Annotated in this window: 16 protein-coding genes; 9 read left to right on the forward strand and 7 right to left on the reverse strand. The window is 60.0% G+C overall.

The window, feature by feature from the left end; all coding sequences use genetic code 11:
• Positions 1–12: 12 nt before the first annotated feature.
• The 5 genes from N2245_RS08150 to N2245_RS08170 are packed head-to-tail and all read right to left on the reverse strand — an operon-like array spanning position 13 to position 7653.
• Complete coding sequence (locus N2245_RS08150; protein ID WP_494536240.1) at positions 13–1425, reverse strand: L-arabinose isomerase family protein; 1413 nt, start codon at positions 1423–1425, stop codon at positions 13–15.
• Positions 1426–1445: 20 nt separating this feature from the next.
• Positions 1446–4310: a family 78 glycoside hydrolase catalytic domain gene (locus tag N2245_RS08155; protein WP_494536241.1), complete on the reverse strand. Its 2865-nt coding sequence runs from the start codon at positions 4308–4310 to the stop codon at positions 1446–1448.
• 3 nt (positions 4311–4313) lie between these two features.
• A complete protein-coding gene (locus tag N2245_RS08160) occupies positions 4314–5231 on the reverse strand; it encodes a carbohydrate ABC transporter permease (RefSeq protein WP_494536242.1) in 918 nt (305 codons plus the stop codon).
• Complete coding sequence (locus N2245_RS08165) at positions 5232–6149, reverse strand: carbohydrate ABC transporter permease (protein WP_494536243.1); 918 nt, start codon at positions 6147–6149, stop codon at positions 5232–5234.
• 52 nt (positions 6150–6201) lie between these two features.
• Positions 6202–7653 carry an ABC transporter substrate-binding protein gene (locus N2245_RS08170; protein ID WP_494536244.1) on the reverse strand — a complete coding sequence of 484 codons (1452 nt, stop codon included), beginning with the start codon at positions 7651–7653 and terminating at the stop codon, positions 6202–6204.
• Between the two features lie 330 nt (positions 7654–7983).
• On the opposite strand from N2245_RS08170, the gene N2245_RS08175 reads away from it, so the two are divergent.
• The 5 genes from N2245_RS08175 to N2245_RS08195 all read left to right on the forward strand — a co-directional run bounded on the left by N2245_RS08175 (position 7984) and on the right by N2245_RS08195 (position 13191).
• Positions 7984–8787 (forward strand): DeoR/GlpR family DNA-binding transcription regulator, encoded by an 804-nt coding sequence (locus N2245_RS08175; RefSeq protein WP_494536245.1) that lies wholly within the window; start codon positions 7984–7986, stop codon positions 8785–8787.
• 197 nt (positions 8788–8984) lie between these two features.
• Positions 8985–10034, forward strand: coding sequence for a type 2 isopentenyl-diphosphate Delta-isomerase (fni, locus tag N2245_RS08180; RefSeq protein WP_494536246.1), 1050 nt, complete (start codon positions 8985–8987; stop codon positions 10032–10034).
• A gap of 11 nt (positions 10035–10045) precedes the next feature.
• Positions 10046–11518 (forward strand): bifunctional phytoene desaturase/3,4-desaturase, encoded by a 1473-nt coding sequence (gene crtID / locus N2245_RS08185; protein ID WP_494536247.1) that lies wholly within the window; start codon positions 10046–10048, stop codon positions 11516–11518.
• Complete coding sequence (locus tag N2245_RS08190) at positions 11508–12347, forward strand: phytoene/squalene synthase family protein (RefSeq protein WP_494536248.1); 840 nt, start codon at positions 11508–11510, stop codon at positions 12345–12347. Before crtID ends, N2245_RS08190 begins: the two co-directional genes overlap by 11 nt.
• Complete coding sequence (locus tag N2245_RS08195) at positions 12328–13191, forward strand: prenyltransferase (RefSeq protein WP_494536249.1); 864 nt, start codon at positions 12328–12330, stop codon at positions 13189–13191. The genes N2245_RS08190 and N2245_RS08195 overlap by 20 nt, the downstream gene beginning before the upstream one ends.
• On the opposite strand, the gene N2245_RS08200 is transcribed toward N2245_RS08195, so the two are convergent.
• A complete protein-coding gene (locus tag N2245_RS08200; RefSeq protein ID WP_494536250.1) occupies positions 13129–14439 on the reverse strand; it encodes a glycosyltransferase in 1311 nt (436 codons plus the stop codon). The two genes, N2245_RS08195 and N2245_RS08200, sit on opposite strands and share 63 nt — an antisense overlap.
• Before the next feature lie 68 nt (positions 14440–14507).
• On the opposite strand from N2245_RS08200, the gene pdo reads away from it, so the two are divergent.
• Positions 14508–15200: a protein disulfide oxidoreductase gene (gene pdo / locus N2245_RS08205; protein ID WP_494536251.1), complete on the forward strand. Its 693-nt coding sequence runs from the start codon at positions 14508–14510 to the stop codon at positions 15198–15200.
• 9 nt (positions 15201–15209) lie between these two features.
• Here the strand turns inward: pdo and N2245_RS08210 are convergent, their stop codons facing one another.
• Positions 15210–16181: a sugar-binding transcriptional regulator gene (locus N2245_RS08210; RefSeq protein ID WP_494536252.1), complete on the reverse strand. Its 972-nt coding sequence runs from the start codon at positions 16179–16181 to the stop codon at positions 15210–15212.
• 197 nt (positions 16182–16378) lie between these two features.
• On the opposite strand from N2245_RS08210, the gene N2245_RS08215 reads away from it, so the two are divergent.
• The 3 genes from N2245_RS08215 to N2245_RS08225 are packed head-to-tail and all read left to right on the forward strand — an operon-like array spanning position 16379 to position 19732.
• Positions 16379–17989, forward strand: coding sequence for an extracellular solute-binding protein (locus N2245_RS08215; protein ID WP_494536253.1), 1611 nt, complete (start codon positions 16379–16381; stop codon positions 17987–17989).
• A 10-nt stretch (positions 17990–17999) separates the two neighbouring features.
• Entirely contained in the window at positions 18000–18875 is an 876-nt protein-coding gene (locus N2245_RS08220; RefSeq protein WP_494536254.1) for a carbohydrate ABC transporter permease, read from the forward strand.
• Complete coding sequence (locus N2245_RS08225) at positions 18872–19732, forward strand: carbohydrate ABC transporter permease (RefSeq protein ID WP_494536255.1); 861 nt, start codon at positions 18872–18874, stop codon at positions 19730–19732. Before N2245_RS08220 ends, N2245_RS08225 begins: the two co-directional genes overlap by 4 nt.
• Position 19733 lies beyond the last annotated feature (1 nt).

The raw sequence follows: 19733 nt of genomic DNA on the forward strand, positions 1-19733 counted from the left end.
CATAATATAGATCTAGCCTATAGAGACGAACTCCAGGTCCAGCAATCGGCCTACCTTGCGCAGCGTGTTGAGTACGTGTCCCACGCCGAGAGCGCAATGATGGGTAGGTCCTTGTTCGCACCAAGCGTTCATGAACTTGGCCGGCGGCAGACCGAATCGCAGACGGCTGTTGGTGTTACCTATCTTGAGTATCGGTCCAGGTAGGGACTCTCCCTCCGCGGCTAACAGCTTCAACCGCCCGTGTCGGGTTTGCGTGACGCCGAATATGGTGATTGGCCCCGTGCGCACATTGAACTCCACGGACACACCGAAGCCTGCTTTCCCATGGTAGAGAGGTAGCTCCCGTAGGATGGGTTTGCGGTCGCTGATGGAGATGTGCCCTGGGCCATCGTGCCCCATGAGGATGAACCCTTCCCGAAAGTCCATGGCGTAGAACTCCGTATAGGAGCCGCCGGCACCGAGGGTGTCCATCACCTTCATCGCCACGGCGTTCTTGAGGTCCCCCTCTCCGGATGCTGGCACACCGTTGGCCGTGAGGATGGAGTTGCCCAGGATCATGCCCGCGCCGATCCTTTCGTAAAGATCCCCCCTCGTGCCTCTGTAGTAGTAGGCCAGGGCATCCAGGTCGAAGTCCTCCACAAGCTTCTCCAGCCCCACCGCCACTTTAGCGGCCCATTCCAGGTTCTCGCTCGTGACGCTCCTGTCGAGTTCAAAGATCTCGCGCGCCTCCTCTATCTTGCGTCGGACCTCCTCAGGCGTGGCGTCCAACACTCGATCCTTGAGGTCGTCCATCTCGAGCACCTCAACATGCGCTCCCAGCTGGGCGTGGATCATCGTGAAGTCGGAGTACATGTCCAGCATGCCGGGGTAGGTGTGCCCCAGGAATCCGAAGCGCGCCCCTCTGAGGTTGGCCACGGCCATGGCCGCCTCGCACCACTCCTGAATCTCTCTCCAGGCCTCCTCGTCATCGAAGAGCATGCCGGAAACCACGTTGAAGTCTATCCCGGAGCGTTCGAAAGCGCATGAGATCTCGGGCACGCAGCAGGCAGAGCAGTTGGCTAGCCACTCACCTGTGTCGGTGTGCTCGTAGTCCAGTGCAGCCGTCGGCTGCAGGTTGAGCACCACCACCGGCACGCGCCTCTCCTGCACGATCGGCAGCACTTGTGAGCTAGTGGCATAAGTGGCGGTGTAGCAGATCAGCAGGTCGACCATCTCCCGGGAGAAGAGCCTACCAGCCTCGTAAGCTGCTGGGGCCGTGTCCACCAGCCCTGCCGACACGACCTCCGCCCACTTAGAGATCTCCGACTCTACGTGCTGCTGATAGCCCTCCAGCCTCTCACGGAGTCCGGGGAACTGGGGCCAATAGGCCGCAAGCCCCACCCCGAACACTCCGACCTTCGCCCTCCTTGGTTCGCGTCTTTCCATATATATCCTCCTTGTGTCTGCTACTGAGTTGTTTGTCTCACCCTCTCATCAAGCTCGAGCTCGTATTCCTCTGGAGGCACGACCTCCAGCTCCACCTCCTGAGGCCTCTCCACGCGGAGCAGCAGCTTCTGCCCCTCCCTTCTCCAGGAGACGTCCACTCTATCTCCTCGAGGCAGTGGGACGCTACCACGGGCCCAAGCTAGGTCGCACGGCTGCGGGGCCACGATCACCCTGTGCCACCCTGGCCCTCCGGGTCTAACCCCCAGCACGTACGCTCCCAGGAAGTAGCCCGGGGCCGCCGACCACGCATGGCAGTGGCTGCGAGTGTACCTCGCTCCGAGGGCCCCGGGGAAGGTCTCCCAGCACGTGGTCGCCCCGTGCTCCAGCATGAGGCCGTACTTCTGCCTGATGTCCTCGAGCATCTGTGCGTACATCCCTTGACGCACCATGGCCTCGTAGAGGAAGAAGGACATGAACGGGCTGCCTATCTGCACCCATCCGGCTGGAGGGGATGCGATGTGGCTCCGAACGACTTCCGCCCTGTCCCCCTCGGCGACGCCGGTCAGCAGAGCTACCACCTGCGTCTGCATGCTGATCACCGATGACCTAGTGCCATCGGCGTGGATGCTGTCGATGTAGGCCTTGTGTTCATCCGACCAGAGATGGGTGTTGATCGCTGCTGCTAGCTCCCGGGCTCTCTCAGCGTACCTCCCTGCCGTTTCGTCTCCAGCGCTCTGCCCCAGCTCGTCGGCATCCTTGAGGGCGCGCACGAAGAAACAGTTCTGATGGGTGACCACACCGCTGTTGGGCTGGTCTATGGGCGCCCAGTCCAGCAGGTTCCAAGCCGATATCTCAAGCAGCCCGTCATCGTTGATGTGCTGCAGGTAGTGGTCCAGGGTGTATTGGATATCTGGCCAGATATCTTGAACGAAAGCTAGGTCGCCCGTCCTCTCGTAGTACTCCCTGCAGGCCATCACCCACAGGAAAGTCCAGTTAGGTATGACGCTCACCCAGCCGCTGGGCACCTGGTCCATGTAGAGCGGTGTGTAGCGCCTCGAGCCGGGCACTAGTCGAAGGCACCTCCTCACCAGCTCCTCGGCACCGAAGAGGTAGTAGGCTGTGAGCGCCTCGTTGCGGCTGTCGCCTACCCAGAAAGTCTGCTCGTAGGCCGGGCAGTCCACGAACGTGTCCTCCATGCACAGCTTGGTCGTGAGCCTGCTGATCTCCCAGATGTCGTTCAGCAGCGGATCCGAGCACCGGAAGGTGCCTACCTGGGAGACCGGATAGGTACTCTGCACCACACCCACGCCGTGCACGCGTAGGGGAGCCCTAGCCTCCCTTACGGTCAGCATCAGGTAGCGGAGGCCGCGTCTCTGGGGTGAGACGTAGTGCTGTCTGCCCTCCCTGCAAGTGTAGCGCAAGGTGTTGTCCAGCCCTACTGTGTCCTGCCGGTAGTCGTCCTCCATGAACTCGAAGCCGTAAAGGTCGATCAAGGTACCCTCCGAAGCCTCCACGTCCAGGAACAGGTAGCCTGATACCTCTTGATCGAAGTCGAGCACTAGCTCGGTATCTCCCGCCCGCAGGATGGGTACCAAGCCCGGGTCATTGCTAGGGAACACCATGGCCTCCAGCTCCTTCCCAGTGGTGAGCTCCGTCCTTTGCCTTGGCCAGGTGCACAGCGTGAAAACGTCTACCGGACTGACCAGCTCTGGCGGCACGGAACGCAGAAGGTGCGACCAAGCGCGCAGGTCTGCCACCGAAGCGCAGCTGCTTATCCGTTGGACGGCGGTCTCGTCGTACTCTAGGGGCTGGCTGAAGTCGAAGTTGCGCACCACCCGTGAGGCCAGCGGCCCGATCGCGACGAACGCCGACTCCCCTCCCATAGGGGACACAAGCTCCAGCCCCAGATCGGAGTCCAGCGCCAGCCGCAGGGGATCGGCGTGGTCGCTGCCGCAGACGTACACTAGCAGGAGGTTGTCTCCCGCCGAGAGCTCCACTTCGAGCTCTCGGCCCGTGGGGGTGCTCCCCATCAGCTCCGCTCCGTACACCTGCCCGTTGATGCTTGCAGCTATCCCATCGCCTACCCATGGCTTGGAGAGCAGGAGCCTGGCGGTGCCCTCGCTATCAGCCCTCAGGATCGTGGCCAGGAAGCCTGCGTACTGCACCTGCTCGGCGTGGTCGGCGCTATCGGGCATCATGACGGCGCGCATGTCCACTGCCACGGCTATCTTCGGCGGGACTGTTGAGTGCAAGGAAACGATCCTCGTGGGATGAAGCACCTCCTCCGTCAGGAACGGGATATCCCTGGGCACGAGCTGCTCCCAGGGGGGAGTGCCCACGGGGCCTACGATCATGGCATCTTCCCAGCCGGAGTCGTCGTACGTGGGATCCATCCACTTGTCGGGCCAGGTACGAGCGTCGAGCTGCTCGACGAATCCCTGTTGCGGGGATATGCGCGTGGTGCGTCGGCTGTACCCTAGGTGCCTGTGCACCTTCCAAGACCCGTCCGTCCCAATGGTTGTGCGATCATCGCCGCTAGAGAGCTCGAGCTGCGCTAGCAGCCCCCCTCTACCTCGGACGTACGAGAAGGTCGAGACGCCGAAGTGCGTCACCAGTACCGCCAGGCAGTTGCGGCCGGGGTGTAGCAGGTGGCGTAGGTCGTAGGTGTCGTAGGACTGCTCGAAAGGCCAGGACCTGACCGGGCCCCGACCAACTAGTTGGCCGTTGACGTACAGGACGTACCTGGAGTCGGCAGTTATGGAGAGCTTGGCCTCCTCAAGCGGTGAGGCACTTCGGTCGAGCTCGAAGCCCTTGCGAAAGCACACCCAGTCATTGCGAGGGCTGGGCTCACCCTCGAGCCATATCCAGCTAGCTTGCCACTGCATACCCTACCCCTTGATGCCCGTAAGCGTGATGCCCTGAATGAACGTCTTCTGGGTGAAGAAGAACAGGATCACCACCGGCAAGAGCATGACCGTGCTGGCCGCCATCAGAGCGCCGAAATTTGTTGTGTACTGACCCTGGAAGAACGACAGCCCTAGAGATACAGTGTACTTGTTGGGGTCGTTCAGGTAGATCAATGGCCCTAGGAAATCGCCCCAAGCTCCCAGGAACTGGAAGAGGGCCACGGTGGCCAGGGCGGGCACCGACAGCGGCAGGATGATGCGCGCAAATATCAAGAGCTCGTTGGCACCATCCACCCTGGCCGCCTCAGATAGCTCCCTGGGTATCGTCATGAAGAACTGTCTGAGCAGGAAGATATAGAACGGGCTCCCGAAGAACGCGGGCACGATCAGCGGGAGGAAAGTGTTGGTCCATCCCATGCTCCTGAACAGGGTGAAGAGCGGGATCATGGTCACGTAGAAGGGGATCATAGTCGTCGCCAGGATGATGATCAGCAGAGGCGTGCGCAAAGGCCAGTCTATCCGGGCAAGACCATAGGCTACCATGGCGCTGGACAGGACCACCCCAACGACTGAGAAGCCACAGATGATCAGGGTGTTCACGATGTACCTGGCGAACGGCACGACCCTGAGCCCGTACAGATAGTGCTCTAGGGTGATCGGGTCGGGTATCCAGACCGGAGGGAAGGCGTTAAGCTGCTGGTTGGTCTTGAAGGACCCTGTGACCATCCAGAAGAACGGGATGGAGAACACCACGCTCAAAAATATGAGCATGATATGGGCAATCAGGCTCTGCAGGATGCTTCTGGTGCTACGCCTCCTCTGCCTTGTGATAGCTGGTATCCTGGTAGCACCGACCTCTTGCATGTAGGTTTGTTCGCTGCTCGTACTAGGTAGGGTCATCTAAGCACCTCCGTAGTATATACGCCTGGAGAGGGTCCGGAACGTCAACAACGTGACTATGAGTATGATCACGAACAGTATCCAGGCCATGGCGCTGGCGTAGCCCATCTTGAAGTAGCGAAAGGCGTTCTGGTACAGATAGAGGGCGGCTATCAATGTGGACCTCGCTGGACCGCCGTTACCGCCAGTCAGCACATAGGCCGGGGTGAAGTACTGGAAGCCGGCTATCAACCCCGTGACCAGTGCGTAGAAGAGATGAGGGCTGAGGAACGGCAACGTGACGTTCCAGAAGCTGGCCCACCAACCTGCACCGTCTACCTTGGCAGCGTCGTAGATCTCCTGGGGCACGTCCTGGAGTCCTGCCAGTAGGATGATCATCAGGTTGCCGGCGCCCCACACGCTCATGATGATCAGCGCTGGCTTGGCCCATGTGGGGCTAGCAAGCCAGCCAGGGCCGTTTATGCCAAATATGCGCAGGACGTTGTTCAGGATGCCGTACTGTGGGTTAAAGACATATGCCCAGACCACCGCCGAGGCCACCGCTGGCACGATGCTGGGCAAGTAGAAGAGCGTACGGTAGATGGCCATCCCCCTGACCTTCATGTTCAACAGGAGCGCCAGGATCAGCGCTGTGATGATGCCCAGAGGGATGGAACCCACGAGTATGTAAACCGTGTTGTACAGGGAAACCCACCAGTTGTCATCGGACATCAGATCTCTATAGTTCTGCAGTCCTATCCACTTGGCACCTCCGAACAGGGAGTAGGAGGTGAAGCTATAGTAAAAGGATGCCAACAGCGGGTAAGCTGTGAACCAGAGCAGGCCGATGATGGCTGGCGAGGTGAAGAACAATCCCCAGAGGAAGTCCCTGCGAGCCCTAGCATTCGCCCTTCTGCCTCTCATGGATATAGCGGCCATATCTTACTCCTTCCTGTAGACCTGGGGAGGGGATAACCCCTCCCCAGGTTGATTACGCGTTCTGCTTCATGAAGCGCTGCATCTCTTTCATGGTGTTTTCCTTAGCGGTGCGCATCGCGGCCAGAGGCGTCTTCTTGCCGTTGATCGCCTCTCCCACCTGCTCGCCTATCTGCCCAAAGTAGTAGGCTCCCACAGGTATGGCGGGGCGAGAGTGCTTGGCGGATATCAGCACGTTGTAGTAGGGCCCCATGATCGGGTCGTTCTTGATCTCCTCGAGCACGGGAGCCTTCTTCCAGGCGGGCGGGAATCCCACTGTCTCCCATTGGGCCTTGGTGCCCTCTGGCGTCGCGGATACCCACTTGATGAACTCCCAGGCAGCATCGGGGTTCTTGGCACCCTTGGGTATAAAGAGACCCCAGCCACCGAACCATGCCCCAGCGCCCGGCTGCTTGGCGCCCGGACCTTCGTAGGGCAACAAGCTATGGCCGATCTTCATGTCGGGTTTGGCGTTCCTGATGTCTCGGTAGTTCGGGACCACCAGCGGATACATGCCTATATTGCCCGACCCGAAGGGATGCAGCTGCAGGTTGGGGGGCGTCACAGACAGCTTGTCCGGGCCACCCACCGACTTGGCGTACTTCACCATCCATTCCAAGGCCTTGACGACGTAGTCGTTGTCTGGGGTAACCTCCTGCTTGTCGGGGTCCCAGAACTCGCCGCCGAAGGACCATCCCCAGGTGAACAGGGAGTTCTCCGGACCGTAGATATCCCAAGGGATCATGCCTATCCTAGTGACCTTGCCGTTCTGGATCTTGTTGATCTTCTTGGAGTACTCGTCCACAGCATCTATCGTCTCGGGGGGCTTATCGGGATCGAGCCCCACCTCCTCGAACAGGTTCTGGTTCCAGAAGAACGGGAAGTTGGGATCGGCATCCCACTGCACCTGGTAGAACTTCCCTTCCCACTGCATGTCGTTCCAGGCAGGTGGGAACCAGTCGTCCTCGGTCCATCCTTCCTGCTTGACGTACTCGGTGAGGTCCGTCATCACGCCCAGCAGAGCCCACTGGGGTGTGCTGAATGGGGTCAGATGAGCTAGGTCTGGTGCCGCACCGCCCGCGATCGACGTCAGCAGTTTGGGGTTATCCTGGTGCCCCGGTGAGTAGGTGATCTTGATGCCCACGTCGGATTGTACCTGCTCGTAGCGCTCAGCCAGCTTGATCCATCCTTGGTGCTCGTTGCCGGCGAACACGCTATACAGCTCGAGCACGATCTTGCGTCCCTTAGGGGCCTCGCGTACTGCCGGGGTGGCGTTTGCGGCCGGGGGCGGAGCTTGGCTTGCCGCCGGGGTAGTTGCTGGCGTCTTGTTTGCGGAGCCTGGAGAACCAGTGGTAACGCCACAAGCTGCGAGGGTGGCCCCGGCTGCGCCCAAGGCTATCGCTTTCAGGGCCTGCCTTCTAGATAGTTTCTTCCTGCCGTATGGATACCTGTCTGGGTATCTGGACATAGTTTCCCTCCACATAGTGTGATACTTCCTGACTTCTAAGTAGAGCCAAAACCGTTTTATGCCACGCGATCACCTCCCCAAGATACGACTTCGCATCTATGCCCTAGGAATGCTCTACGGTAGGATTATGTCTGCGGACTTTCGTTGAGTGCATATCTTCGAGTGCATATCTTCAATCTCCTCCTGCGCCGTGCTACCATAGGGCTATAGAGAGCTATATAGCTCTCAGCTTTTGTGCGTTATAATACAGGTGTTGTTTGATACTGTCAATATCTAACATGTAAATGCACAGAATTTAACGAGCTAAATTTTCGTTAGGGACGGTGAGGCGTGGCTACGAACGGTAAATCTGGCGAGAGAAGTCTGATGCCCGAGGAGAGGCGTAGACTGATACTGGAGAGGCTTAGGAAGGAAGGCGGAGTCAGCGTCTCGGCTCTGGAGCAGGAGCTGGGCGTGTCCTCAATGACCATCAGGCGTGACCTGGAGATGCTCGAGCAGCAGGGCAAGGCCAGGCGAACCCACGGGGGGGCCATCCTGCCTGAGCTTGCTGGTCACGAGGACTCCTTCCAACAGAGGGTGGAGACCAACGTCGAGCATAAGAAGCGCCTAGGGGAGGCCGCCGCGGCCAAGGTCTCCGCTGGGGAGAGCGTCTTCCTGGATGCCTCTAGTACCTCCTATTATGCCGCACGTAGCATCCTAGACTCCGGCAAGAAGGTGACCGTGATCACCAGCTTGGTGCCCATCATGGACCTGCTCTCCTCCCACCCCCTATCCGGAGTGGATCTCATCGGGCTGGGAGGCAGCCTGCGCAAGCTCACTAGGTCCTTTGTCGGGCCTCAGACCACGCGCGCTATCAGCGCCTACTTCACGGACAAGGTGTTCCTCAGCGTGCGAGGGGTCACCCAGGACGGACACCTGACGGACCCCGACCCGCTGGAGGCGGAGGTCAAGCGTGCGATGATCGCCCACGCCAGAGAATCCATCCTACTCGTTGACGGCTCAAAGTTTGGCACGCAGGCACTCTGCGTGGTGGCCCATGTCTCCGATCTATCTCTGGTCATCACCACCAGCGATGCTCCAGAAGAAGCGATCAGGAGCATAACACAGATGGGAGTGCCGGTAGAGATCGTATGATCCCCGGATTCTTGTCTGGCCCCTAATGATGCTCCCTTATAGCTGCTCTGGAATAGGCTTTTTGTCTGCCCATATCTCTTGTGCATCTCATGCTCGTTGTCTATGCATCAGTTTGGCATCCAGCCCGCAAGCGGTTATACTAAGCTAAGTAATTCGATAATCGAGTGAACACGATAGATCAAAGCTGGAGGCGGTAGGTGTCAGACGACGGCAGCACGGCTGCGCGCAAGGACAGACAACTGCAAGCCGTGCTCGACTCAGCGGGAGACGATGGGAGGCTGGAGGGGGGCTTTGACGCCCTGAGGCTGCCCCACAGGGCCCTCCCCGAGATCTCCCTCGACGAGGTCTCATCCCATACGGCGTTCTTGGGCAGGGAGCTGGGGGCGCCCTTGCTCATCTCCTGCACTACTGGAGGCACCCCTAGGACGTATGAGATCATAGCCCGCCTGGCGAGGGCCGCGCAGGTGAAGCGGCTGGCCTTTGGTCTGGGCTCCCAGCGGGTCATGCTGGAGTCTCCTGAGGCGATACGCTTCTTCCAGGTCAGGCCACTGGCGCCGGATGTACCGATCCTCTCCAATCTGGGTGCCGTGCAGCTGAACTACGGCGTGACCGTGGACGATTGCCGCAGGTTGGTTGAGCTCTCGGAGTCCGATGCGCTCGTGCTGCACCTCAATCCTCTGCAGGAGGCTCTGCAGGAGGGAGGCAACACGAACTTCTCAGGCTTGCTGAGCAAGATAGAGGCGTTGTGCAAGCAGCTGCCGGTGCCGGTTATAGCCAAGGAGATAGGCTATGGCATATCCGGCGAGGTGGCGAGGCAGCTGGTAGATGCCGGCGTGTGGGGCATAGACGTGGCGGGTGCAGGAGGCACCTCATGGAGTCAGATAGAGGCTAAGCTGGCGTCCTCCCCGCGAGGGCGGATGGTGGGCCGCGCCTTCGCCACCTGGGGGATACCCACGTCGCAGGCCTTGGTCAGCGTCAGGCGGGCGCTGCCGCAGATCCCGCTGATAGCCAGCGGCGGCTTGAGAGATGGGGTGGATGTGGCCAAGGCGATCGCCTTGGGCGCCGATATGGCCGGCATCGCGGGCCCGCTGGTCAAGGCAGCTGCTGTCTCGGAGGAGGTGCTGATGGAGTACGTTGATGTCCTCGTTGAGCAGCTGCGTGTGGCTATGTTCTGTACCGGCGCCGCCGACGTGTCCTCCCTGCGTCAGGTCGAGGTGATCTGGGAGGGACGGACGAGTACCTACTGAGGAGGTGCGACTTGACGGCTAGAGTGGTGGTCATAGGAGGCGGGATCGGGGGACTAGGTACGGCCTGCCTGCTGGGGAGGAGCGGCTACAAGGTGACGCTCCTGGAGAAGAACGAGCAGGTTGGCGGACGCGCCAACCTGCTGGAGGATCGTGGCTTTCGCTGGGACATGGGCCCCTCCTGGTACCTTATGCCCGAGGTGTTTGAGTCCTTCTTCGACCTCCTGGGGGAGAAGGTCAGCGATCACCTGCGGCTGCGCAGGCTATCCCCCAGCTACAGGATATTCTTTGAGGACGGCGATGTGGTGGACATGACCGGTGATCTCGAGGTGGATGTGGAGACCTTCGAGCGCTACGAGCCCGGGGCAGGTGCCAGGCTGAGGGAGTACCTCAAGCTCAGCGAGTACCAGTACCAAGTGGCCATGAGCCAGTTCGTACCACGCAACTATGACTCGATCTTCGAGTTCCTCAACCCGTTACTGCTCCTCAAGGGCTCGAAGCTGCATGTCTTCGAGAAGATGGAGGACTACGTCTCCCGATACTTCAGCCACCCCAAGCTGAGGAAGATCATCCAGTACACGCTGGTCTTCCTGGGTAGCTCACCATACACCACGCCGGCGCTCTATAACATCATGAGTCACGTGGACTTTAACCTCGGAGTGTGGTACCCGGAGGGCGGCATCTACGAGATCGTGCGAGTGCTCGAGCGCCTGGCTAGAGATGCGGGAGTCGAGATCATCACAGGCTGTCCGGTAGAGGCCATAGATGTGGAGAGCGGCAAGGTGAGCGGCGTGTCGACTTCCAGGGGGTTCTACCATGCCGACGTGGTGGTCTCCAACGCCGACGTCTACCATACCGAGACCCACTTGCTGCCTCCCAGGTATAGGAGCTACAGCGAGCGGTACTGGAGGCGGCGCACGCTTGCGCCCTCGGCCTTCATCATCTACCTCGGCGTGAGGGGAGAGTTGCCCCAGCTACTGCACCACAACCTATACTTCTGCGATGACTGGCGTACGAACTTTGCTCAAATATTCGACCGACCAGAATACCCATGCAACCCATCGGTGTACGTGTGCTGCCCCAGCAGGACGGACCCAACGGTGGCGCCGGCAGGTTACGAGAACCTGTTCGTGCTCGTGCCCATCGCTCCCGGGTTGCCGGACAACGATGAGATCAGACGGAGCTATTCAGCACGCGTGCTCGACCTGCTCTCAGAGAAGCTCGATATCCCGGACCTGCAGGAGCGGGTGGTGGTGCAGCACATCTTCTCCCGCAGGGACTTCGAGGAGCGCTACAACAGCTACCGAGGGTCCGCGTTAGGGCTAGCGCACACCTTATCACAGTCGGCGGTGTTCCGCCCGAGCAACAGGAGCCGGAAGGTAAGAGGGCTCTTCTACGTGGGAGCCAACACCAACCCTGGAATAGGGATGCCTATGTGCCTGATATCAGCGCAGCTTGCTTGGAGGCGTGTGGTGTATGGTAAGTGACCTGGAGATCTGCCGTCGGATATTTCGCAAGTACTCTTGGACCTACTACTACTCTACCCAGATGCTCCCCCCAGATGTGCGCAAGCGTGTGTGGGTACTCTATGCTTTCTTCAGGCTCGCCGACGAGTATGTGGACAACCCCGTGCTGGATCCGGCCGAGCGGCTGCGCGCCTTCAGGGACGACGTGGATCATGCCTGGAGCCAGGGCGCCTCACGTGAGCCTGTCCTCCGATGCTTCGTGCAGGTGGCGCGAAGGTACGGTATTGAGCGCCCTTGGGTAGAGTCCTTCCTAGATTCCATGGAGATGGACCTCACCATCTCCTACTATCCATGCTACTCGGACCTCGAGCGCTACGTCTACGGGTCCGCCGAGGTAGTGGGTTTGATGATGGCCAGGGTGATGCGTGCCCCGGACGCCGGGCTGGATCACGCGCGCCTGCTGGGGCACGCCATGCAGATCACGAACTTCTTGCGAGACGTGGCCGAGGATCACGCACGCGGCAGGATATACATCCCTTTGGAGGACTTGCACAGGTTCGGGATAGACCCTAGTAGCTGGGGACCGGGTATACCGGAGGGGCGTTTTCGGGCCCTAATGGCCTACCAGATAAGGCGGAACATGCAACAGTACAGAGAGGCTCACCAAGGGTTGCGCTACGTGCCCCCCGCCTGCAGGTTCGGCGTGGCCTTGGCGTCGTGCAGCTATCAGAGCGTGCTGTACCGCATCTCCAGGGATCCCGTCAGCGTGTGGCACAACAGGGTCAAGAACGCTCGTGGGGACTACCCACCCGTGCTGTGGAGGGCTGCCTATGCCTCTTTCCTGGCGTGATCTGCGCTGGCTGCTGAAGGTCTCGCGCCCCAAGTTCTGGCTGTACCTGCTGGGCACCTACGCGCTGGGCTGCATCCTTGGGGCGGATAGCCTCCCTGCGCTCGTGAGCTGGCGGACGCTGTGGTTCTTTGTCTGGTTCACGTTGCCAGCTAACCTGCTGCTGTACGGCGTCAACGATCTCTCGGACTACGATACCGATGTGCACAACCCCAAGAAGGGCGATTGGGAAGCGCTCGTGCGGCCAGAGATGCGCCCCAGGCTGCTTGTGGCGGTGTTGATAGCTGTTGCGCTCGCTATTCCCCCGCTGTTGGGCGCTAGCCCTTTGAGCTGGTTGGCCTGGCTGCTGTTCATACTGCTCTCGGTGGCCTACAGCGTGCCACCGCTGAGGCTGAAGTCCAGGCCCGTGATAGATTCGCTGAGCAACGTGCTGTACGTCACGCCTATGTTCTTGGGGTGGTCGCTCTACTCGAGCTTTCCACCCTCCTGGTACCTGGCACTGGCCGGTATGTGCTGGTGTGCCGCTATGCACGCCTATTCTGCTATCCCAGACATAGTGCCAGATACCCGCGCCGGCGTGAGGACCGTGGCCACGCTGCTGGGAGAGTTGGGCACGCTCCGATATTGCCTGGTGATGTATCTTTTGGCGGCCATCCTCGTATTGCCTAGAGACCTGTTCTCCGGCGTCATCCTGATGGTTTATCCAGGCATCATGCTCGCCCAGATGCGCCTTGCCCCCCATGCCGTGGCGCGTTGGTATCCCTATTTCCCGTTGATCAATGGGCTAGCTGGCATGGCCATCACTATCCGCTTCCTGCTGCCCTTGTCGATCCATTCCCCGGTGTGAGCCTAGAAAGGACTCCAGCAGGTCAGCGGTGGTGGACGTGCCTACTTCCGACCTGGCCCTCTCGGCGAGCTCTCTGGCCGCCTCGGAGGCCGGCCCTTCCAGGACCTCTCGCAGCGCTCGGAGGAGCGCCGTGCTGGAGTAGGCCCGCAGCAGGAGGACCTCGGCGATGCCCGCCTCCTGGGCGCGAGCGGCGTTGAAGAAGTGGTCCGCGCCCCATGGGAGGATAAGCTGGGGAATGCCCGCGAGCATCGCCTCCTGCACGGTGCCCACGCCCCCGTGGTGGATCACCGCCGCGCAGCGGGGCAGGACCTCGTGGAACGGCACAAAGGGTACCGCCATGGACCTCTTGCCCACATGTCCCTCTCGCGGTCCCACCAGGAGCGCCCTGGCACCTAGAGTCTCCACCGCTCCCAGACAGACGCTATAGAGCCGGTGGGAGTGTTCGTCCTCCCCGTGCGCCATCGAGCCCGCGGTCACCAGCACCAGGCTACCTTGGCCCTCCAGGAACCGCTTGAGCTCAGGGCTCGGATGCCACGCTCTGTACCCCCTGTAGGGGCAGTAGCCGGTCTGGTGCACCTGAGGAGGCCATCTTGACGACACGGGAGTAAAGCTGGGCAGGGCGGTAAGGATTGATAGGTACGGGGAGAGGTTGCCAGTGAGCATCCAGTCCGATCTGGTAGGCAGTCCCAGAGCTCCCCTATGCTCGTTGACCAGTGGGTCCACGTACCGGCGCATCCACCATTGACCCACAGCCCAACCCGCACGACTCAGAGCTTGTCGCAGAAGAGGGGGGCACGCAGTAGGTAAGGGGTAGGGAGATAGCTCCGATGGTAGGATGGCTGGGGCTATGAACACGGTGGCCCAAGGTATCCGAACCATCTCCGCGGCCGAGGCTGCCGCCAGTTGGGTGGCCGAGGACACCAGCAGATCGTACTCCAGACAGAGGCGGGCCAGGCTCCTGGCTCGCTCGGCAAGCCAAGGAGACTCGGCAGCCACCACGCTCCGAGTGCTTGCGAAGGGCGCGGCCCTGCCGAAGGGGAAGGTGATGCCCCTAAGGGCCGACCCCTCCGCAGCTGGATCGCCAGGTAGCGTGTGGACGAGGAAGCCTTCCTCCTCACCCCTGCCGGCAAGGGACGGTGGCAGGGCTAGGGCTACCCGGTGTCCCCTACGGGCGAGCTCCTTGCCCACGGCCAGCTGCTGGCTCAGATCGCCAAAGGACCCGGAGGTGGTGATCAGTACCTTGGCCAAGCGCGTGCTCCTCTCAGTGTGTCGGTCATTATAATAGTAGCTGATGGTATCAGTTGTGGAGGTGAATCATGGTCAGCAGCGTTGTGCGTGACAAGATGAAGCAGATCCTAGAGGATAGGCTGGCGGATGATGTCAATCTCGTGCTCTTCTCCCAGAAGGAGCTACCTATATATGTACCCGGCAGGGAGTGCCCGCAATGTCCCGTTGCTAGGAAAGTCCTCGAAGAGCTAGTGAGTATATCCCCCAAGCTGCAGCTCGAGTTCCACGACATCTACTCCGAGGGTGACCTGGCGCGCGAGCGAGGGGTGGAGCGCATTCCCACGATAGAGATAGAGGGCAGGAATAGGGGCAGGATGAGGTTCCTTGGAGCCCCCACGGGTCATGAGCTGTCCGCCCTGTTGGACGCGATCTCGGATGCCTCAACAGGATCCACCAGCCTGGGGAATGATACTAAGCAATGGCTGCAGGAACTGGGCTCATCGCTGCACATCCGGGTGTTCAGCACCCCGACATGCCCGTACTGCCCTCAGATGGCGCGCTTGGCCTGGCAGCTTGCTGTCGAGAGTCCTCAGGTGACCGCCGAGGTGGTGGATGCCACGGCTTTCCCGGACCTAGCCCAGCGCTACATGGTGTACGGTGTGCCCAAGACAATCGTCAACGACCGGCTCAGCCTCGAGGGTGCCGTGGCGGAGGCTGATCTGGTTGCGCAGCTGCGCACCCTGCTCGTGCCCCCATCGGAGGATCGCAGGGGAACGGAGTGATACCTCTCATCAGTCTTTGTGGGCTAACATCGCCAGGGCTGCGTCCTCGTCCGTCACGAGGATGTTGATCAGTCCCGCCCTCGCGGCCCCGATGTTGGCCAGCGCCTTGTGCTCTCCCCAACTCACCCCCACTTTGTTGGGCACGGCCCTTAGGACGTCGCTCGATACGGCTAATATCCTGTCGTGAATCTCCAGCGGGGCTATCGAGCCGTCGAGCATGAAGAATGTGCCGCAGATGTCGCCCACCGCTCCCTGCCCGGCTATGTACTCCAGATCGGCATCGTTGAGGTACCCTGCCCTGTAGAGCCCCGACCTCTGGCTCACCAAGCCGACGGAGACGAGGGTGATGTCTGACCGCCGGGCGACCTCGAGCGTCCGCCGGATGTGCTGGTCGCGCAGCAGTCCCTGCCTGACCGAGCTGTCCGTGACTATCATCGGTGCGTGCAAGTAGTACACGGTGGCCCCCAGCATGTTACCCAGCTGTGAGGCTATCTGAGCTCCATCTATGTCTGGAGTCACACCTCCTATGCTGCCCATAAGCTGAGCCACCTTGACATCCTTCTTTGGCGTCAGGTACCCGCTGCTCACCGTCTCATAGACGGCGCTGCCCCAGCCCAGGCCTATGGTGCTGCCCTGCCGGATGATCTTCTGGAGGTACCTGGCTGCCAGGGCTCCCACCTTCTTGCCCGTGTCTAGACCAAACATGCTATTGGTCTGGCGAGCTAGCACCACGCAGTCCTTGAGGTTGAACCTTGCCTTCAGCTCGCCCTCCAGGCGGCTATCTCTTTGCAGGGGATGGTTGATGCGCACCTCTACCAAGCCAGACTCCCTGGCGCTCTTCAGCATCCTGGACACGTGGGATCTAGACAGACCAACACGGCGTGCTATCTCATCCTGAGTCAGCCCGTCCATGTAGTAGAGCTGGGCGATCTCAGCCAGCATCAAGGTGTTTTCCAGAGACTCCCTCGTTCTAGGCGACATCCAACCTCCACCCTTATGGGAAAATTATAGATATAGCTGAGCAAGTGTGCAATAAAACACCCCTTAACAACCTATGAAAAGTATCTTAAATGCACATTTGTGCATATTTAGCAACAATGTGCCCAGAAGATATTGAACTTGGCAGGGAGAGGTGATATCTTAATCGGCACCAGTTCAGGTGCAAGGAGGTTTCGGCAATGAACTCGAGTCCAGGTAAACTCAAATCCTATCTGTTACCGGTGCTCATCCTCGCGCTGCTACTGGGTGCGTGTGGAGGGCAAGCGGGACAGACCCCGACAGTTGGGCAGACTACGTCTCCGTCCCCATCACCATCGGTTGCTAGTCCGTCTCCTTCGGCCGCACCTTCGGCATCACCCAGTGCATCTCCTACCCCTGCGCAGGCTGGGCAGTCTCCACAGCCCACGCAGGGAGCAGCGAGCGATCAGTGGTGGCGATCCGCCGCTGAGAAGGCAGCGTGTGTGGGGCAGACCATCAGGGGAGTCACCGAGAGCACTCCGCCCTCCAAGTATGCCGCCGATGTGTTGGCCAAGCAGTTCGAGCAGGCTACTGGCATCAAAGTCGAGCTGGAGACCACCTCTTGGGACCAGATGTACGACAAGGCCATCAAGGACATGGAGGCCAAGACGGGCATCTACGACTTCGTCTACACGGAGCAGGATATAGTCTACGGCTACATGGCCCGCAACTTCTTGGTCGATCTCACCAAGATGATGGAGGAGAACCCCGACCTGAAGGCTCCTACCTTCGATCTGAACAAGTTCACCTCGTTCATCAACTACTTCAAGGACCCCAAGACCGGGCATCTGTATGGTGTGCCGATGGAGTCGTTCATCAAGACCTATGTCTATAGGAAGGACCTCTTTGAGGACCCAGAGATAAGGGCTGCCTTCAAGAAGCAGTACGGGCACGACCTAGCCCCTGCCAAGAACTTCGAAGAATACAGGCAGATCGCGGAGTTCTTCACCAAATGGGGTAAGGACCACAACATGCAGCTGTGGGGCACCACGGTGCAGGCGGCCTCCGGACATCCAGCCTCCTTCTACGAGCTAGTGGAGACGATATTCCCTAGCTGGGGCATATACAACTGGGGTATCAACACCAAGACCTACAAGGCCACGGTAGAGCACGGTGGCCAAATGAACAGCGCCAAGGCCAAGCAAGCCCTCAAGTTCTGGCTTGACATGCTCAAGTATGCTCCGCCTGAGTCGACCAACAGCACTTGGGACGAGGTGGCGGCCACGTTCGCCGCTGGTAGGGCCGCTCAGGGCTGGATCTACGGTGAGAACGTAGCTTGGATCGCCACCGATCCATCTAGGTCCAAGGTGGTGGGCAAGGTGGGTGTGGCCCTCCCACCAACAGCTCCTGGAGTGATGCAGGATGCCAAGTCCGGCAAGGGCTACATAGGCTACTACGACGGTGGGGCCTTCGCCATACCCTACTCTTCCAAGAAGCAGAAGTGCGCGCTGCTGTGGCTGGAGTACATAGGTCAGCCATCGGTGCAGCCCGAGTGGGCAGCCAAGACGGCCCGCATCACCCTCACCGAGACCTTTGACGATCCGCTGGTCAAAGAAGTTGACCAAAAGACTGGTGGCTACTTCACCCTGATGCGCAAGTACGGTGACCTGTTCGCTGGTGCTCCTCCGTTCCCATTCCATGCGCAGGTCAGGGAGGTTGTGGCTCCGTTCATCTACAAGGCTATATCTGGACAGATGAGTCCTGATCAAGCCCTGGACGAGGCCGCCAAGGCCGCGGAGGAAGAGATGCAGAGACTAGGCTACGGGAAGTAGGTGGTGGTGTATGTGGTCTGCAAGAACTGGGTGGGCGCTACTGGCGCCCACCCTCATAGTACTAGCTGTGACGGGGCTGGCGCCCTTCTTCTATGTGCTGTACGTGAGCTTCTTCAACTGGAACGTGTTCTCCGCCCAGGCAGGGCTGTCCTTCGCGGGGCTGGAGAACTACCGCAGGTTGGTGTTCGACCAGGCTTTTCTTAGCTCGCTCTGGATCACCATCAAGTTCACCTTCTGGGCGGTGCTCAGCGAGATGGTGCTGGGCTTCCTGCTGGCGCAGCTCCTCACCAGGGAGTTCCCCGGCAAGGCCTTCTTCAGGACCATCCACGCGTTGCCGCTCATGGTCGCACCGATCGCTGTGGGTGCTACCTGGCGGCTGATGATGATTCCAGGGTTCGGTCCTGTGCCCTACTACCTGCAGCAGTGGTTCCACATCGACTACAACATAGGGCGCTACAGCGGGCAAGCCTTCTGGACCACGGTGCTCATGGACGTGTGGCACTGGACTCCCCTGGTTACCCTTACGCTCCTTGCGGGACTGATCTCCCTTCCCAGGGAACCCTTTGAGAGCGCCCAGGTGGATGGTGCCAACGCTTTCCAGATCTTCCGCTACCTCACGCTGCCTATGATCAGGCCCGTGATGCTTACTACTCTGTTCATACGCATCATGGACGCCCTGCGCATCGTGGATGAGGTGTGGATGCTAACTGGTGGTGGGCCGGGGGCCGCCACCAGGTACACCGGCATCCACCTGTGGCGCGAGGTCTTCCCCAAGACCGACTACGGGTATGGTTCGGCTATGAGCATGCTGCTGCTGTACTTCACGATCGTGCTTAGCTGGCTGCTGTTTGTAGCCATCACGAGCAGAGGGAGTAGGGTAACATGAGCAAAGAGAGAGCTGTGGCTGGCAAGCTAAGGGGCAACATACTAACGTATCTGGTGTGGATAGTAGCCACATTGATCACGCTCCTGCCTATATACTGGATGTTTCTGGTGTCCATCCGCAGCAGGGTGCAGCTGTTTGGTACCCCTTCGCTGATGATTCATGGCGTGTACACCGAGAACTACACCAGCTTCTTCGGCGACGCTACCTTCCGAAGGTACCTACTCAACTCCATCATAGTCTCCTCCTGTAATGCGATCCTAGTGGCCGTGCTGGCTGTGATGGCCACCTATGCCCTATCGCGCTGGAGGCTCAAGGGCGAGCAGAACATCTTCTTCTGGACTATCACCAACAGGATGGCTCCCCCGGCGGCATTCCTGCTGCCGCTATTCCTGCTGTTCACTCGTATATTCAAGTTCGGTGGCTGGGACCTGTTCGATACGCGCCTGGGGCTCATCCTCTTCTACACGGTGTTCAACCTGCCCTTCGCCATATGGCTGCTCAAGGGCATTATAGATGGCATTCCGGTGGAGCTGGACGAGGCCGCCATGGCCGATGGCGCTGATGTGAAGACCGTCCTCCTGAGGATCATCGTGCCGCTGGCGGCTCCGGGGATAGCCATCAGCGCCATATTCAGCTGGGTCTTCTCATGGAACGAGTACCTGCTGGCGGCCACTCTCACCAGCGTCAACGCCCGCACCATCACCACCGGCCTGGCGGAGTTCGTGACGGTTACCGGCACCAACTGGGGTGAGATGGCTGCAGTGTCGATGGTCGCCCTGTTGCCCGCGCTGATCTTCCTGGCGCTCGTGCAGCGCTACATAGTGATGGGACTTACTTTCGGTGCTGTGAAGGAGTAGG

The sequence above is a fragment of the Thermobaculum sp. T2p genome (assembly GCF_059335935.1).

Bases quoted from the DNA above. Each gene is read 5' to 3' on its own strand.
- N2245_RS08150 (WP_494536240.1), bottom strand. From the start codon at position 1,425: ATGGAAAGACGCGAACCAAGGAGGGCGAAGGTCGGAGTGTTCGGGGTG.
- N2245_RS08155 (WP_494536241.1), bottom strand. From the start codon at position 4,310: ATGCAGTGGCAAGCTAGCTGGATATGGCTCGAGGGTGAGCCCAGCCCT.
- N2245_RS08160 (WP_494536242.1), bottom strand. From the start codon at position 5,231: ATGACCCTACCTAGTACGAGCAGCGAACAAACCTACATGCAAGAGGTC.
- N2245_RS08165 (WP_494536243.1), bottom strand. From the start codon at position 6,149: ATGGCCGCTATATCCATGAGAGGCAGAAGGGCGAATGCTAGGGCTCGC.
- N2245_RS08170 (WP_494536244.1), bottom strand. From the start codon at position 7,653: ATGTCCAGATACCCAGACAGGTATCCATACGGCAGGAAGAAACTATCT.
- N2245_RS08190 (WP_494536248.1), top strand. From the start codon at position 11,508: ATGGTAAGTGACCTGGAGATCTGCCGTCGGATATTTCGCAAGTACTCT.
- N2245_RS08195 (WP_494536249.1), top strand. From the start codon at position 12,328: ATGCCTCTTTCCTGGCGTGATCTGCGCTGGCTGCTGAAGGTCTCGCGC.
- pdo (WP_494536251.1), top strand. From the start codon at position 14,508: ATGGTCAGCAGCGTTGTGCGTGACAAGATGAAGCAGATCCTAGAGGAT.
- N2245_RS08210 (WP_494536252.1), bottom strand. From the start codon at position 16,181: ATGTCGCCTAGAACGAGGGAGTCTCTGGAAAACACCTTGATGCTGGCT.
- N2245_RS08215 (WP_494536253.1), top strand. From the start codon at position 16,379: ATGAACTCGAGTCCAGGTAAACTCAAATCCTATCTGTTACCGGTGCTC.
- N2245_RS08220 (WP_494536254.1), top strand. From the start codon at position 18,000: ATGTGGTCTGCAAGAACTGGGTGGGCGCTACTGGCGCCCACCCTCATA.
- N2245_RS08225 (WP_494536255.1), top strand. From the start codon at position 18,872: ATGAGCAAAGAGAGAGCTGTGGCTGGCAAGCTAAGGGGCAACATACTA.